The 16,314-nt window shown below is 59.2% G+C and carries 16 protein-coding genes; 6 read left to right on the forward strand and 10 right to left on the reverse strand.

Annotated elements, in window-relative coordinates:
* Positions 1-15 precede the first annotated feature (15 nt).
* Positions 16-324, reverse strand: a complete 309-nt coding sequence (locus PSH81_RS20575; RefSeq protein WP_192300665.1) for a hypothetical protein — start codon at positions 322-324, stop codon at positions 16-18.
* A 110-nt stretch (positions 325-434) separates the two neighbouring features.
* On the opposite strand from PSH81_RS20575, the gene PSH81_RS20580 reads away from it, so the two are divergent.
* Positions 435-1,151: a 4'-phosphopantetheinyl transferase gene (locus PSH81_RS20580; RefSeq protein WP_226457551.1), complete on the forward strand. Its 717-nt coding sequence runs from the start codon at positions 435-437 to the stop codon at positions 1,149-1,151.
* Between the two features lie 98 nt (positions 1,152-1,249).
* Here PSH81_RS20580 and PSH81_RS20585 read toward each other — a convergent pair whose 3' ends face one another.
* Positions 1,250-2,860 (reverse strand): ATP-binding protein, encoded by a 1,611-nt coding sequence (locus PSH81_RS20585; protein WP_226457550.1) that lies wholly within the window; start codon positions 2,858-2,860, stop codon positions 1,250-1,252.
* A complete protein-coding gene (locus PSH81_RS20590) occupies positions 2,857-3,582 on the reverse strand; it encodes a response regulator (protein WP_192300662.1) in 726 nt (241 codons plus the stop codon). Before PSH81_RS20590 ends, PSH81_RS20585 begins: the two co-directional genes overlap by 4 nt.
* Before the next feature lie 684 nt (positions 3,583-4,266).
* On the opposite strand from PSH81_RS20590, the gene PSH81_RS20595 reads away from it, so the two are divergent.
* On the forward strand, positions 4,267-7,161 hold the full coding sequence (locus PSH81_RS20595) for a ribonucleoside-diphosphate reductase subunit alpha (protein ID WP_226457549.1): 2,895 nt from the start codon (positions 4,267-4,269) through the stop codon (positions 7,159-7,161).
* Between the two features lie 93 nt (positions 7,162-7,254).
* Here PSH81_RS20595 and PSH81_RS20600 read toward each other — a convergent pair whose 3' ends face one another.
* From PSH81_RS20600 to PSH81_RS20630, 7 genes are all read right to left on the reverse strand, one after another.
* Positions 7,255-8,352 (reverse strand): hypothetical protein, encoded by a 1,098-nt coding sequence (locus tag PSH81_RS20600; RefSeq protein WP_305391399.1) that lies wholly within the window; start codon positions 8,350-8,352, stop codon positions 7,255-7,257.
* 185 nt (positions 8,353-8,537) lie between these two features.
* On the reverse strand, positions 8,538-9,857 hold the full coding sequence (flgE, locus tag PSH81_RS20605) for a flagellar hook protein FlgE (RefSeq protein WP_192300660.1): 1,320 nt from the start codon (positions 9,855-9,857) through the stop codon (positions 8,538-8,540).
* Positions 9,858-9,890: 33 nt separating this feature from the next.
* Positions 9,891-10,613, reverse strand: coding sequence for a flagellar hook assembly protein FlgD (gene flgD, locus PSH81_RS20610; protein ID WP_192300659.1), 723 nt, complete (start codon positions 10,611-10,613; stop codon positions 9,891-9,893).
* Positions 10,614-10,629: 16 nt separating this feature from the next.
* Positions 10,630-11,073 carry a flagellar basal body rod protein FlgC gene (flgC, locus tag PSH81_RS20615; protein ID WP_192300658.1) on the reverse strand — a complete coding sequence of 148 codons (444 nt, stop codon included), beginning with the start codon at positions 11,071-11,073 and terminating at the stop codon, positions 10,630-10,632.
* 3 nt (positions 11,074-11,076) lie between these two features.
* A complete protein-coding gene (gene flgB, locus PSH81_RS20620; protein WP_159936855.1) occupies positions 11,077-11,484 on the reverse strand; it encodes a flagellar basal body rod protein FlgB in 408 nt (135 codons plus the stop codon).
* A 332-nt stretch (positions 11,485-11,816) separates the two neighbouring features.
* Entirely contained in the window at positions 11,817-12,644 is an 828-nt protein-coding gene (cheR, locus tag PSH81_RS20625; protein ID WP_060756330.1) for a protein-glutamate O-methyltransferase CheR, read from the reverse strand.
* A gap of 44 nt (positions 12,645-12,688) precedes the next feature.
* A complete protein-coding gene (locus tag PSH81_RS20630) occupies positions 12,689-13,621 on the reverse strand; it encodes a chemotaxis protein CheV (RefSeq protein ID WP_192300657.1) in 933 nt (310 codons plus the stop codon).
* Positions 13,622-13,702: 81 nt separating this feature from the next.
* Here PSH81_RS20630 and flgA point away from each other — a divergent pair, with 81 nt between their 5' ends.
* The 4 genes from flgA to PSH81_RS20650 all read left to right on the forward strand — a co-directional run bounded on the left by flgA (position 13,703) and on the right by PSH81_RS20650 (position 16,298).
* On the forward strand, positions 13,703-14,467 hold the full coding sequence (flgA, locus tag PSH81_RS20635; RefSeq protein ID WP_192300656.1) for a flagellar basal body P-ring formation chaperone FlgA: 765 nt from the start codon (positions 13,703-13,705) through the stop codon (positions 14,465-14,467).
* A 142-nt stretch (positions 14,468-14,609) separates the two neighbouring features.
* Positions 14,610-14,933, forward strand: a complete 324-nt coding sequence (gene flgM, locus PSH81_RS20640) for a flagellar biosynthesis anti-sigma factor FlgM (RefSeq protein ID WP_226457568.1) — start codon at positions 14,610-14,612, stop codon at positions 14,931-14,933.
* Between the two features lie 48 nt (positions 14,934-14,981).
* Complete coding sequence (locus tag PSH81_RS20645; RefSeq protein WP_192300655.1) at positions 14,982-15,452, forward strand: flagella synthesis protein FlgN; 471 nt, start codon at positions 14,982-14,984, stop codon at positions 15,450-15,452.
* 96 nt (positions 15,453-15,548) lie between these two features.
* Complete coding sequence (locus tag PSH81_RS20650) at positions 15,549-16,298, forward strand: flagellar brake protein (RefSeq protein WP_192300654.1); 750 nt, start codon at positions 15,549-15,551, stop codon at positions 16,296-16,298.
* Positions 16,299-16,314: the final 16 nt, after the last annotated feature.

The following is a 16,314-nucleotide window of genomic DNA, read 5'->3' on the forward strand; positions in this document are numbered from 1 at the left end:
GCTCTCCAAGGCAAATCAACTGTCCGACAGAGGGACATCATAGCGGCCCTGCAAGTCTTGCGGGCGCAGTTTAGTGCCATTGTAGTGGCCCGTCAGGTGTGCGTAGCCGGCACGGTAGGCCGGTTGCGCGGCGGTCAAGCCCAGGGCCTGGCCCCACGGCGTAGGCTGGCTGCCCGCATCTTCAAAGCTGACACGCTGGATCAGCGTGCTGGATTTCTTGGTTTTTTCGCTACCGAATGCAGCAAAGGCCGCATCCGAGGCCTGGGCCCCGGCGGTGGCGCTGAGCATGGTTAACGCCAACATCAGCTTTTTGATCGCAGTCATGGTGCTTACCTCTATGCGTTTGGCTGTAGGGCCAGACTACGCAGGCGCCCCTGAACTCCCCCTGAACAGCGGGCTATCCTCTGGCCCGCCAACTCGGCAGAATACCGCCCATGACTCCTTTACCCGCTTGCTGCACCCCACTCGACGCCCATTGGTCGCTGCCCGAACCCTTGCCGGGCACGGTATTGCTCAGCACTCGCTTCGACCCGACCTTACTGGCCGAGGGCGATTTCCAGCGCAGCGCCGTGCCGCCACCGCCGAGCATCCAGCGCTCAGTGGCCAAGCGCCAGGCCGAGTTCCTTGCCGGCCGCTTGTGCGCCCGTGCCGCGTTGCAGCAGCTGGATCAGCTCGATTGCATCCCGGCCATCGGCGAAGACCGTGCCCCCGTGTGGCCTGGGCATATCAGCGGCTCCATCACCCACAGCACCGGGCATGCCGCAGCGATTGTCGGGCACAAGGCGCAGTGGCGCGGGCTGGGGATGGACCTGGAGAACGTGATGCCGCTGGAGCGCGCCGAACGGCTGGCGGGCGAAATCCTCACCGCCGATGAACTCAAGCGCATGGCGCATGTGCCGCGCGAGCAGGTTGCGTTGCTGGTGACGCTAACGTTTTCGGCCAAGGAGAGCTTGTTCAAGGCGCTGTATCCGATTGTGCAGAAGCGCTTTTATTTTGAACACGCTGAGGTGGTGCAGTGGGATGAGTCAGGGGCTGTGCGGTTACGCTTGCTGACGGACCTGTCCAGCGAGTGGTGTTATGGCAAGGAGTTGGTGGGGCAGTTTGTACTGGCGGATGGGCAGTTGTTGAGCCTGGTGGCGGTCGGCGCCTGATAGACCGCTTTCGCGAGCAAGCCCGCTCCCACATTTGAATGCATTCCCCTGCTGGAACTCGGTCGAGTGTGGGAGCGGGCTTGCTCGCGAAAGCGGCCTCAAGGTTTCTCCTGATCCCTGGGCCAACTCAAGCTGAAACAAGCCCCACCCAGGTTGTTGCTCTTGCCGATCAACGCCCGCCCGCCATGCCAGTAGATGATCCGCCGCACGATCGACAACCCCAGCCCATGCCCACCGGAAGCACGGGTGCGGCTGTCATCCAAGCGCAGGAACGGCGTGAAGATGCGCTCCCAGGCGCTTTCCGGCACACCCGGTCCGTCATCCTCCACATCGATGCGGCAACGCACCTGGCCCACCTGGTAACTGATCAGCACCTGCCCCTGGGCGTGACGCATGGCGTTGCTCACCAGGTTTTGCAGGGCGCGGTGCAGGTAGCGCGGCTCGGCGTCGACCCAGGCGTCGTCCCAATGCGCCGAGGACAGGCAAATGCCACGGGCGACCGAGACTTGCGGGCGCAGTGGCGATAATTCGCCGATCACCTGATCGAGCAAGGCGTTGAGGTCGACACGCTGGAAATTCAGCTCCGGCGCGCCCTGTTCCAGGCGGGCATAGGTGAGCATTTCATCGACCAGGCCATCGAGATCCTGGATGTCACTGTCCATGCCCTCCAGGTATTTGTGTCGAGCCTCGGGCGTGGTGGCATCGCCCACCATCTCCAGGCCGAAGCGCAGGCGCGCCACCGGGGTGCGCAGTTCGTGGGACACCGCGCGCACCAGTTCGCGCTGGATCGCCAGCAATTGCTGCAAGTGCTCGGCCATGCCATTAAAGGCGGCAGCCAGGCGCCCCACCGAGTCGGCGCCACGGGCCGGCACGCGCACCTCCAGGCTGCCTTTGGCGATCCGTGTGGCGGCGGCTTCCAGGCCGCGCAAGCGGCGCTCCAACTGGCGCACCAATAGATAGACGATCAAACCGATCAGGGTCAGGCCGATCAACGCGATCAGGATCAGCCATTGCGCCGGGTACGGGTTCATCTGATACAGCGGGCCGATTTCCAACACCCACGGCGTACCAACCATGCCGGCGAACACGCGGATCGAATCACCGCCCTTGCCAAGGGCCATCACCGTATCGCCTTCCGATACGCGGCGGCGCTGGTCGTCGTCCATATCGGTCTGGTCAAGGGCCATCAGGTGCATCTCGAAGCCAAAACCCTTGGCTTCCTTTATGTCCGCCAGGCGTTGCGGCTGTTCGGCGACCGGAAAACGCACCAGTTCGTCGGCCAGCAGGTAAATGGTCGCCCGGGCCAATTGCTCGCTGATCTGCTGCACTTCGCCGGTCAGTACCAGGGATTCGCGCTCGCTGACCAGGCGCAACACGCGCGCCGCATGGGGGCCGGTCTGCTGCACCAGCACCTGGCCGCGCTGCAGGCGATTGCGTTGGCTGAGGTCCAACTGCGCGTCGCTGAGGCTGCGCAACTCCAGGGGAATACCGAGCAAGCGCTCCCACACCGCCAGGGCGCGCTGGCGCTCGATGGCGCTCATGGGTTGCAGGTTATCGCCCATCAGGGCGAACGTGCCGTGGGCCAGGCGCTCGCGGTACTGGCCGCTGCGCACTTCGTTGAGCAGGTGCAGGGCGAGTACGCCGAGCAGCGCCACCAGGATCAGCGCCGCGCACATGCCGCCGTAGATGCGCAGGAAGATCGAGTTCACAGCGGCATATCGGCAGCGGCTTCGGGGACGAACAGATAGCCTTTGCTGCGGATGGTCTTGATCAGGCGCGGGTGGATCGGGTCATCGCCTATTTTCGGGCGGATGCGCGAGATACGCACATCTATGGAGCGGTCCTGGCCGTCGTAGCCGATGCCGCGCAGGGCGATAAAGATTTCTTCGCGAGACAGAATGCGCCCGGCATTCGCCACCAATAGCCATAACAGGTCGAATTCGGCGCTGGTCAGCTCGATGCCGCCGTCATGCAGCCAGGCTTCGCGCAGGGCGTTGTCCACCACCAACGGGCCGAATTGCAGGCGGCGCTGGTTTTCGACGATGGCCGCTTCGGCCGGTTCGCTGCGCCGCAGCAGGGCCTGGATGCGCGCCAACAAGAGGCGTGGACGCACGGGTTTGCACACGTAGTCGTCGGCGCCCATGTCCAGGCCGAGCACCTGGTCCATGTCGTCGGTACGCGCGGTGAGCATCAGGATCACGCCGTCGTAGCGCTCACGCACCTTACGGCAGATGCTCAGGCCGTCTTCGCCGGGGAGCATGAGGTCGAGGATCACCAGGTCAGGTTGTTCGGCAACGATACGCGCCGCGGCCAGGGCACCGTCGCTTTCCACCGATACGCGCAGGCCGTTGCTTTCCAGGTAATCACGGGTCAACTCGGCCAATCGCTCGTCGTCCTCGACGATCAGTATCTGCCAGGCTTCTTGCTCCACGGGCGGTCCTCGTTGTTATTAGACATTCTTCTTACCCAGGGATATCTGCATGTGGGAGCGGGCTTGCCCGCGAAAGCGCAGTGTCAGTCACCGAATCTGTTGCTGATACATCGCCTTCGCGGGCAAGCCCGCTCCCACAGTTTGATTTCCATCGGTCATACCCTGTTTGTCATGTTTCAGAGGCATAACAAAAGCCGATTGTAGCCATGCTCACGGCCTGTAGCACAAGGCGGGAAATCCATTCGGTGATCGCGATATTTTGTGATAGGGTTCGCGCCCTTCGAAAACGGCCCAGCTGTTTTAGGTCGGAAATATTTCATGACAAACGGTGCAACGCAGCAGTAATGCGGCCTACACACACATTCAGCCTTTCATACACATTTTACCCACAGCGTTATCCACAGGTTACTGCGTTGCCAACCCTTCCGAAACGCATTATCTTGTACCTCGGCGACACAGCAGACCCTATATGTAGGGTTTTTGCGCAAAGCGCCCAACCACACAAGTGGTTCGATATTCAAGGGTTTTATTGCTAGCGCAGTAGGGAACCAACCGATTTTTCAGTAGACCAAACCGCTCACGCGGATGGCAGCTGTTTCCCATCCCCGATATGGAAAACGGTACGGGTGTTGCAGGAAAAGCCTGGCACTCGCAATCAAATATAGAACGCGGAGACAACCCCCCATGCAAACCGACACAACTCGCGAGAACCCGCAAGGCTCCGTGCCGCAGGCCGCTGATTCGAACCAGGATCTGTCCGCCACTGCACCAGGCCAATTGCGCGTGATCAAGCGTAACGGCACTGTCGTTCCTTACACCGATGACAAAATCACCGTCGCCATCACCAAAGCGTTCCTTGCAGTTGAAGGCGGCACCGCTGCTGCCTCGTCGCGCATCCACGACACCGTTGCCCGCCTGACCGAACAAGTCACCGCGACCTTCAAGCGTCGCATGCCGTCGGGCGGCACCATCCATATCGAAGAAATCCAGGACCAGGTCGAACTGGCCCTGATGCGTGCCGGCGAACAGAAAGTCGCCCGCGACTACGTGATCTACCGTGACGCCCGCTCCAAGGAACGCGCTGTCCGCACCCCGGCCGAAGACGCCGCGGTACAAGCTCACCCATCGATCCGCATCACCCTGGCCGACGGCACGTTTGCACCGCTGGACCTGGGCCGCCTGAACACCATCGTGACCGAGGCCTGCGAAGGCCTGGAAGAAGTCGACGGTGACCTGATCCAGCGCGAAACCCTGAAGAACCTGTACGACGGCGTAGCCCTGACCGACGTCAACACCGCCCTGGTGATGACCGCCCGTACCCTGGTTGAACGTGAGCCGAACTACTCGTTCGTGACCGCGCGCCTGCTGATGGACACCCTGCGTGCCGAAGGCCTGGGCTTCCTCGGCGTGGCCGACAGCGCGACCCACCACGAGATGGCCGACCTGTACGCCAAGGCCCTGCCGGCCTACATCGCCAAGGGTATCGAATTCGAATTGCTCAACCCGGTCCTGGCCAGCTTCGACCTGGAAAAACTCGGCAAGGCGATCAACCACGAGCGTGACCAGCAGTTCACCTACCTGGGCCTGCAAACCCTGTACGACCGTTACTTCATCCACAAGGACGGTATCCGCTTCGAACTGCCACAAGTGTTCTTCATGCGCGTGGCCATGGGCCTGGCGATCGAAGAGAAGCACAAAGAAGACCGTGCCATCGAGTTCTACAACCTGCTGTCGTCCTTCGACTACATGTCGTCGACCCCGACCTTGTTCAACGCCGGCACCCTGCGTCCACAGCTGTCCAGCTGCTACCTGACCACCGTGCCGGATGACCTGTCGGGCATCTACCACGCGATCCACGACAACGCCATGTTGTCCAAATTCGCCGGCGGCCTGGGCAACGACTGGACACCGGTGCGTGCGCTGGGTTCGTACATCAAGGGCACCAACGGCAAGTCCCAGGGCGTTGTACCGTTCCTGAAAGTGGTGAACGACACTGCCGTTGCGGTTAACCAGGGCGGCAAGCGCAAAGGCGCTGTGTGTGCCTACCTGGAAACCTGGCACATGGACATTGAAGAGTTCATCGAGCTGCGCAAGAACACCGGTGATGATCGTCGTCGTACCCACGACATGAACACCGCCAACTGGATCCCTGACCTGTTCATGAAGCGTGTCTTCGACGACGGCCAGTGGACCCTGTTCTCGCCATCCGAAGTGCCGGACCTGCACGACCTGACCGGCAAGGCCTTCGAAGAGCGCTACGAGTACTACGAAGCCCTGGCCCAGTACCCAGGCAAGATCAAGCTGTTCAAGACCATCCAGGCCAAAGACCTGTGGCGCAAGATGCTGTCCATGCTGTTCGAAACCGGTCACCCATGGCTGACCTTCAAAGACCCGTGCAACCTGCGCAGCCCGCAGCAGCACGTGGGCGTGGTCCACAGTTCGAACCTGTGCACCGAGATCACCTTGAACACCAACAAGGACGAGATCGCCGTTTGCAACCTGGGCTCGATCAACCTGCCGAACCACATCGTCAACGGCAAGCTGGACACCGCCAAGCTGGAACGTACCGTCAACACCGCAGTGCGCATGCTCGATAACGTGATCGACATCAACTACTACTCGGTGCCACAGGCGCAGAACTCCAACTTCAAGCACCGTCCGGTCGGCCTGGGCATCATGGGCTTCCAGGACGCTTTGTACCTGCAGCACATTCCTTACGGTTCGGATGCTGCGGTCGAGTTCGCCGACAAGTCCATGGAAGCGGTCAGCTACTACGCGATCCAGGCTTCCTGCGACCTGGCCGACGAGCGCGGTGCCTACGAGACGTTCCAGGGTTCGCTGTGGTCCAAAGGCATCCTGCCGCTGGATTCGCAACAGATCCTGATCGAGCAACGTGGCCAGAAGTACATCGACGTTGACCTGAACGAATCCCTGGACTGGGCGCCGGTACGTGCCCGCGTGCAGAAAGGCATTCGTAACTCCAACATCATGGCCATCGCGCCGACCGCGACCATCGCCAACATCACCGGCGTATCGCAGTCGATCGAACCGACCTACCAGAACCTGTATGTGAAATCGAACCTGTCGGGCGAATTCACCGTGATCAACCCGTACCTGGTTCGCGACCTAAAGGCCCGCGGCCTGTGGGACTCGGTGATGATCAACGACCTGAAGTACTACGACGGCTCCGTGCAGCAGATCGAGCGCATCCCGCAAGAACTCAAAGAGCTCTATGCGACCGCTTTCGAAGTGGACACCAAGTGGATCGTTGACGCCGCCAGCCGTCGTCAGAAGTGGATCGACCAGGCCCAGTCCCTGAACCTGTACATCGCAGGCGCATCGGGCAAGAAGCTGGACGTAACCTACCGCATGGCGTGGTACCGTGGCCTGAAAACCACTTACTACCTCCGTGCCCTGGCTGCGACCAGCACCGAGAAGTCGACCATCAACACCGGCAAGCTGAACGCTGTTTCCAGCGGCAACCACGGTGATGATTCGGTGCTCGCTGCCCCTGCCGGCCCGGCACCAGTGCCAAAAGCCTGCGCGATTGACGAGCCAGATTGCGAAGCCTGCCAATAAGCTGAGGCGATCCCGGGCGGAATGCCCGTGATTGATAAACCCGATAAACCCCGACTGCATAGGGTTTATCGGGTTTTTTGTTAAGCGCTGCAGTCAGATCAATGCGTACGCGATTCCTTGCTGAGGTCTGCCTCCTTTTTGCCCCCACAACTCGATGTTCCCCCCAATAACAGCCATTGAGTGCAGGTTGTAGGCCACCACCCCTAGTTGACCATTCGCGAGCTCATTGCTCGATGTTCGACGGTAACGGCCTTTCAAACCAAGGCGGTCTAGCGCCTCATGGGGCATTTCACCGTTGTTCAGGCTTTCCATCGCATGTCGAAAGCTGCGCTTGGCATCGTTGGGATTGTCATCCAGACCATTACCCTCAATCTGCGCGCGCTTGGCACTTGCCGCATACAGAAAGTTGGCGTTGGTCAGCATTTCTGGATCATCCCCCTCAAAGCCCGCATATGCTGCCGCCTCCCGCAATTCACTTTTGGACAACTTAAGGTTGAAGCCATCCTTCATCGTGACGTTATAGCCGTCGCCCGTATCAATGACCTTGTCGAAGATGTCCTGAGGGTTCTTGCCGTACTTCATCATCGCCGCCTTGATAGCTGAAACAGTCACACAGCTTCCATTGCCCCCCTGCCTGAAACCACTCCAGATGTTACCAGCCCCGAACTCTGTACTGGGTTTCTCCCCCGGTGTACCGGTGTTGGTCTTGTAGTCGTAGAAGCCAGCCCCCTTGCTGGGCTTTACATTGGACATCGGCTTCGAGCCACCAAAGTCATCTCGGTTGACACCACCGCCACCGCCACCTCCACCGCCACCGCCACCCCCACCGTTATCAATCGGTGGAGGTGGTGATCCGTCGTCTGGAAACAGGTCCGGGAACAACGCCTTCAAGAAAGCGAGCCAAGCCTCAGAAGCATTCTTCTTCAGTTGTTCGATGATCTCTTTGAACTTTTCCTCGCCGAGCTTCTTTCGCAGCTCATTGAGTTTGTCGCGCAAGTCCTGCTCGAGCTGAGTCTTGGACGTCTTCTGGGCGTCCTCCAACTCCTTGAGCAGGTTCGAAACGGTGTCTTTATCGGTATCGACCTTCTGCGTATCGTCGGTCTTGTCCTGGCTTTTTTTAAAACCGCCCGCATTGTTATGGCCGCTTAATCCCCCCCATGACACCTGGGCCGGCACGTTGACTCCAAACATATACCCCTCTCCCCCAGATGAATCCTTGTTGGCTTCATAGGTGGTAAAAAGGGCGTAATCCGTTCCAGCTTAAACCGCGTCAAAAATCGGATCTTCTGACGGGGAAAAGCCAGTGCAATGCAAGAAATACCTGCAAAAAAAAACCCCTCATCGAGGGGTTTTTCTTCACCATTTACAGGTCAGCATCACGTCATCTGAATGATGGTCTGCATGATGGTGCTCTGGGTGGAGATCGTCTTGGCGTTCGCCTGATAGTTGCTCTGGGCCTTGATCAGGTCCACCAGCTCATTGGTCAGGTTGACGTTGGAGTTCTCCAGGGAGTTGGCCACGATCGAACCCAGGGTGCCGGTTTGCGGGGCGTCGTAACCCGGCTGGCCAGATGCGAAGGTCTCTCTCCAGGTGGTGCCGCCCGATGGCTGCAGGCCCTGTTCGTTGTTGAAGCTGGCCAGGGAGATCTGGCCGATGGCCTTGCTCTGCTGGTTGCTGAACGTGGCGAACAGTACGCCGCTGCCGTCGATTTTCAAGCCAGTGATCTGGCCGGTGGCGTAGCCGTCGGTGACCGGCGGGTTACGGTAGCTGGCGGAGTTGTACTGGGTAATGTTGCCCATGTTGACGGCGATCCCGTCAGGGTTGGCTTTAGCACCGTTTTTCTGCCACAAGCCGTTGACCATGCCGCCTGGAACCCAGTCGTCAACGGTCATTGTGGTGCCAGCGACATTCGGCGCAACAATAGTCTTGAGTTTGCCGGCTTCGTCAAAGGTCAGCGTCGACGCGACAGGCGCCGTCACGCCGAATGGGTCGGAACCGCTGATGGCAGTACCGTCAGGGTTGCGGCCGTCGATCAAGGTGTAGGACTTCCAGACGTTGGAGCCCGTCTTGACCATGTACTGCACCATCGAGTGGGCGTTGCCCTGGGTATCGTAAAGCGTGGTGGAGTACTGGGTGTTGAAGCTGTCGGTCTTGGTAGGATCAAACGGGTGTGCCGTCTGGTCGATCGGCAGGTCCGACGAATTCAGGTTACTGGTGGAATCCACCTTGGTGGACGCCTTTGGCGGCAGGCTCGACAGGTTCAGTTGCAGGTCGACCAGGCCACCCTTGACGATCTTGCCATTGTCATCCGCCGCATAGCCTTGCAGGCGCGAGGTGCCAGTGTTGTTGGTGATGTAACCATCTTTGTCGGCACGGAAGGCGCCGCTACGGGTGTATTCCAGCGAGCCGTCGCTGCCCTTCTGTACGAAGAAGCCGCCGCCCTGGATCGCCATGTCCAGCACGCCGCCGCTGTTGTTGACGTCACCCTGGGTGAACTGCTGGGACACCGCCGCCAGGTTCACCCCGTTGCCGATGCTGTTCTGGCCGGTACCCAGTTTGGACGCGGCGTAGATGTCCGCGAATTCCGCACGGGACGATTTGAAGCCAGTGGTCGCGACGTTGGCGATGTTGTTGCCGGTCACGTCCAGTTGTTTGTTGGCCGCATAGAGGCCGCTAAGGCCGATGTTAAAAGACATGCTTCTCTCCCTTTCTGCCGTATTTAGCCGGCTCTATGTACCGATAGTCTGAATTTGCGACAGCTTGACGCTGCCCATGCCGCCCGCCAGGTTCAGCAGCATTTCGCCGCCGGTCTTGCTCAGGGTCACGCTGGTGACCGTGGCTGGCAGCGAAGTGCTCAAGGCAACGGCGTCGCCCTTGTCGTTCTTGGTGGTGGCCGCGAAGGTGTAGGTGCCCGCTGGAGCAACCTCGCCCTTTTCGTTCTTGCCATCCCAGATAAAGTCGGAAGTGCCGGCACTCTGGGCGCCCATGTCGATGGTGCGTACCACGTTGCCGTCTTTGTCGGTGATCTTGATGGAGACGTTGCCCACCGCAGAAGTCACCGCGACCGAACCGGTCATGCTCTTGCTCGTATCCACCAGGGCCTTGTCGGTCTGGGTGATGATCGAACGCCCCACCAGCGACGAAGCCTGCAGCGCTTGCGACGAGCTGAAGTTGCTGGAGATCGCATTCACCGAGTCGTTCAGCGTGTTGATGCCTTCCAGGCTGCTGAACTGCGCCAGCTGGGCCACGAACGCGCCGTTGTCCTGAGGCGACAGCGGGTTCTGGTTCTTCAGCTGAGTCACCAGCAATTGCAGGAATGCATCCTTGCCCAGGGACTGGTTGCCCGTGGCAGCGGTGGCAGCGCTCGCAACATTGTTGGTGGCAGTGTTGACCTTCGTGTTGAAAAGGTTCTGCACCGCTGTATTGGTTGATGTTGTATCAACGATAGCCATTATTCGGCGCCCCTTATCACTGACCCAGGGTCAGGACCTTTTGCATCATGGTTTTGGCGGTGTTCATCATTTCCGCGTTGGTCTGGAACGAGCGACTGGCGGAAATCATGTCAGCCATTTCCTCGACCACGTTGACGTTGGGGTAGTACACGTAACCCTTTTCGTTCGCGGCAGGGTGGTTGGGTTCGTAGCGGGCTTCGAGGTTGCTCTGGTCTTCGACCACGCCCAACACCTGCACGCCGGAACCTGCGGCACCCTGCTCCTGGAACAGCGAGTCGCTGCCGCCGTTCTGACCGGCCTGGAACATGGTGGCGAACACTGGGTGGCGGGCGCGGTAGGTCTGGTCAATGCTCGACGACACGGTTTCGGCGTTGGCGATGTTACTGGCGACGGTGTTCAGACGCGTGGTCTGGGCGCTCATGCCACTACCGGCAATATTGAAAACACTGGACAGGGACATGGCTTACTCTCCACGCAGGGCTGACATCAGCCCTTTGAATTTGCTGTTGAGCAGGGTGAAGCTGGCCTGGAAGTTCACCGAGTTCTCGGCGTAGGCCGATTGCTCCAGCTGGGCGTCGACGGTGTTCTGGTCGATCGACGGCTGCATCGGCGTGCGATACAGCAGCGACTCGTCCCCACTGCTCAGGCCTTGCGCTTCGATATGACGGTTGTTGGTCATGTTCAAGGCGAAGGTGCCGTTCTTGTTCTTGTCCTGCTGTGCGGCGAGCACGGCGGAGAAGTCCAGGTCCCGAGCCTTGTAGTTCGGGGTATCGGCGTTGGCAATGTTGTTGGCCAGGACTTCGGCACGCTGGGCGCGGAAGCCTAGGGCTTGTTCGTGGATACCGAGCGCTTTATCGAAGCTGATGCTCATGGCGGAAACCTTTAGGCTGACCTGCTTTTCGTTAGCAGGGTTATAGCAAGGTGTGTGCCAATTCTTCGAAGGCCCGTGTTTCAGGGCTTTGCGGGGAAGTTGCCGGGCGGCAATGCCAGAAAAGCGGCAATGGGTTTCCGCGTGGTGCCAGTAAAGCGGCAATGGGGTTTGCCGCTATTGAGAGGATTGCCGCAAAAACAACTGTGGGAGCTGGTTTGTGTGGGAGCTGGCTTGCCTGCGATGCAGACACCTCGGTACTTCAGTGATACAGAGGTGATGCTATCGCAGGCAAGCCAGCTCCCACACAAGCCTGGCTCCCACGTTTTTGATGCTTACTTGGCCTGGTAGATGATCCCAGGGCTGCACTGCACCATCTGGTAGTGATCCGGCAGACCGTTCAACGCCTCGGAAGCACCAAGGAACAAATAGCCGCCACGCTTGAGCGTGCCATGGATGCGCAACAGGATGTCTTTCTTCACTTCGGCCGAGAAGTAGATCAGCACGTTGCGGCAGAACACCATGTCGAACTTGCCCAGGCTGGCGTAGCTGTCGAGCAGGTTGAACGAGCGAAACTCCACCCGGTTCTTGATCGGCGCCTTGACCGCCCAACGTCCTGCCCCTTTCGGCTCGAAGTAACGTTGCAGGCGCTCCTGGGACAAGCCACGGCCCAGCGCCAGGCTGTCGTATTCGCCGGTCTTGCAGTTGGTGAGCATGGTGCCGGACAAGTCGGTGGCGACGATCTGCGCACCGGCCTTGAGCTGGCCCATGTTGGTCCGCTCGAACTCATCGATGGACATCGAGATCGAATACGGTTCCTGCCCCGAGGAGCAGGCCGCCGACCAGATGCGCAAGCGCTGGCCCGGGCTGGCCTTGATGGCCTCCGGAAGCACTTTGCTCTTGAGCACTTCAAACGGGTAGGTATCACGAAACCACAGGGTTTCGTTGGTGGTCATGGCATCGACCACCATTTCCTTGAGCCCGCTGCGCGGCTGGCCCTGGATACGCTGCACCAACTCACCCAGGGATTTGATGCCCTGCTGTTCCATCAGTTTGTTGAGACGGCTGGATACCAGGTACTGCTTGTTTTCACCGAGCAATATGCCACAGGCTTTTTCCAGGAAGACCCGGAACTGTTCGAAATCCAAATTACCCGTAGACAATGATACCGCCTCTTAAATCGTGTGACCGCCAGGGGCAAATGCCCCTAGCCGTGATCTGCTGCCTTGATCCGGTCGACTACCCGGTTTGCCAGGTCATCAGGGCGGAATTTGGCCAGGAAGTCATCGGCACCGACTTTCTTGACCATCGCCTGATTGAATACGCCTGACAATGAAGTATGCAGGATGATATGCAATTTTTGCATGCGTGGATCGTTGCGGATCTCGGCCGTGAGGGTGTATCCGTCCATTTCCGGCATCTCGATGTCGGAAATCATCATCAAGAACTCTTCTTCCGGCTTCTTGCCGTCATCCACCAGCTTGCGCAGGTAATCCAGGGCCTGGCGGCCGTCATTGAGCGCCACCACCTCAACACCGATGGTTTCCAGACAACGGGTCACCTGTTTGCGCGCCACCGACGAGTCGTCCACCGTCAGCACACGCAGCGAAATTGCCTTGTGTGCGGTTTCAGCGTCGACCACACCCACCGAAATCGATTCCGAGGTCGGCGCCACTTCGGCGAGGATCTTCTCCACGTCGATGATTTCCACCAACTGGTTATCGACCCGCGTCACCGCCGTTAGGTAGTGATCGCGGCCGGTGCCCTTGGGTGGTGGATGGATCTCTTCCCAGTTCATGTTGACGATGCGCTCCACCGAGCGCACCAGGAACCCCTGGGTCTTGGTGTTGTACTCGGTAATGATCACGAACGGGCTTTCGCGGTCCTGCAAACCGGACGAACCAGTGGCGAGGGCCAGGTCAAGAATCGGGATGGTCGCACCACGGATGTTGGCGACGCCACACACCACCGGGCTGGACTTGGGCATGATCGTCAGCTTGGGACATTGCAGCACCTCCCGCACCTTGAATACGTTGATGCCATATAGCTGTTTGCCATCCAGGCGAAAAAGCAACAACTCCAGGCGATTCTGCCCTACCAGCTGTGTGCGCTGGTTTACTGAATCCATTACTCCTGCCATGCCCAGACTCCTACGCTAAAACCTTTGAGGGTGCGACGCGCACCCAACTCTAAACGGCACGAGCTTTGCTAATTATTGGCTATGGATATTAAAACGACAGTTTCCCGACGCCTTCAATTACCACGGTACAGCAGATTGCTCTGCGTCTCGCTGGCATTGTTCGCCCTGGGCCTCAACAGCGCGGCCCGCGCGGACAACGTCACCTTGCCTGATCTACTTATCGGCGTCACTCAGGGGTTTCTTGAGTTCACTGTAGAAGATTATCTGGCAACCACACAGACGCCGGGGCGTTATGAAATCCAAGTCAACCCATTGGACCCGCGTTTGCGCATGCCAATGTGCGACAAGGAATTGACAGCCACCCTGGAAAGCCCCGCCCAGCCCATTGGTCGCGTGACGGTCAAAGTGCGCTGCGAAGGCGCGTCACCCTGGACGGTGTTCGTGCCGGCGCAGGTCAAACTGTTCCGCGATGTGGTGGTGGTCGCCCGCCCGCTGAAGCGCACCGGCATCATCGGTCTAGACGATGTTGTACTGCGTGAACGCGACATCAGCCTGATCAGCCAGGGCTACCTTACCTCCGTGGACCAGGCCGTCGGGCAGAAATTGACCCGACCAGTGGTCACCGATCAGGTCATTACCCTGGTGCATCTGGAGCAGGCCGAGGTAATTCGCAAAGGTGATCAGGTGGTTATTTCCGCGAGCAGCGGTGCGTTGCAGGTGAAAATGCCAGGGGAAGCGCTGTCCAACGGCGGCATGAGCGAACAGATACGGGTAAAGAACCTCAACTCCAATCGAGTGATCAAGGCGCGGGTGACAGCCCCGGGGCAAGTCGAAGTGGCTTTATAGATCACTGGTATCGGGCGCCGGCTTTTTCTACACTGTGCGTCAGACGTCAGCGCGCGCAGGTTTATTGTCAATCGAGCCTAAAGTTTGTCCGGGTATGGCCGAAAACATGGCAAGCGTCCAAATACCCAGAGGTTTTTTTATCATGGTCATCGATTTCAGCCGTTTAAACAGTACCCAGGCTTTGCCCGGCTCTACGCGCACCAGCGGTGCCAAGGACAGCGTAGAAGCCAAGTCGCAACCGCTGCCCGCCAAGGCAGAACAGGTTGGCGCCAGCCAAAGCGGGGAATCCGTACACCTGAGCAATGAGGCTCAACAGTTGCAGAAGGTCACTGACTCGCTGCGCGATCAGCCGATTGTCAATAAGGCCCGCGTGGCCGAATTGAAACAAGCAATCGCCGATGGCAGCTACAAAGTCGACAGCAACCGTGTAGCCAGCAAGCTGCTTAACTTCGAAGCCGAGCGCTAGGCAAAGGCCTGCGCCGGGCTTTTGGACGCTTAAACCCCAAGGCCAGCCATGCACCACGACGAAAACCTGCTTCAACTGATCATTGATGATCTGGCGCCGACGCAACATTTGCTCGAGCTGCTAAAAGAAGAATCCCTGGCCCTCTATGGCCGGGACATGCCCCTGCTGGAAGAAATCCTGGCACGCAAGCAGTCGTTGATCGTGCTGCTGGAACAACACGGCAAGAAACGCAGTGAAATTCTCCTCAGCCTGGGCCTGCCCGCTGACCACGACGGCCTCGCACAATTGGCCAGTCACTCCTCCGTCGGCGACCAGTTGCTGGCGCAGAGCAAAGAACTCAATCAATTGCTCGCCCAATGCCAGGAAGCCAACCTGCTCAACGGTCAGTCGATCCAACTTCAGCAAGCCACGACCGCCAACCAGTTGCGTATACTCCATGGCGGTGAGCCTCCAGCCTTGTACAACGCCCAAGGCTCCACCTCACGCCTGGTCAAGCCAAGCACCCGCAGCCAAGCCTGACGCCGGTTTACAGCGCGCCCTATCCAAGGCGCGCCACATACTGGCAAAATGCCGGTTCTTGCGTGTAGTCGTATTTTGTCTGGAGATGGAAGAACCGTGTTCAACGCCCTTAATGCGGAAGATGCACCGCAGCCACCCAAGGTACTCACTACGCCCCTGGAAATTGTCGGCACCTTGCGGATGCTGCAAGAAAGCCACGACCCGCTGATCATCACCTTCCACGAACGCAGCCAGCGCTTCCAAAGCTATCTGGTGGACGTCGACCGGGACAAAAAGACCCTGGCACTGGACGAAATGATTCCGCGCGATGGCGAGCGCTTCCTCGAAAGCGGCGAACCGTTTCGCATCGAAGGTTTCCACGAAGGCGTGCGCGTCGCCTGGGAAAGCAACGGCACCTACACCATCAGTGAAAAAGACGGCCACCGTATCTACACCGGCAGCATGCCGGACGAGGTGGTCTACCACCAGCGCCGCAATGCCTTTCGCGCCGCGCTGAAGCTGGCACAACTGGTGAACATCGAGCTGGGCGGCGAGAAACTCAAGGCGCCGGTCAGCGGCAAGCTGCTGGACATCTCCGCCACTGGCTGCAAATTGCGTTTTGAAGGCGACATCTCCGAGCGCCTGCAACTGGGCCAGGTCTATGACCGCTTTATCGCCGCCCTGCCCTTCGGCAGCATGACCACCTCCGTCGAACTGCGTTACCTGCACTTCGAAGAGAAGATCAACACCACCTTCGCTGGCGTGCGCTTCCACAACATGAGTGGCCTGGTACAACGCCAGGTCGAACGATTTGTGTACCAACTGCAACGTGAAGCACGGCGTTTTGACAAAGACGACGACTTTTAAGCCTTAACGCATGCAG

This window comes from Pseudomonas sp. FP2335 (assembly GCF_030687535.1).
In the GTDB taxonomy this organism is placed as follows: Bacteria; Pseudomonadota; Gammaproteobacteria; order Pseudomonadales; family Pseudomonadaceae; genus Aquipseudomonas.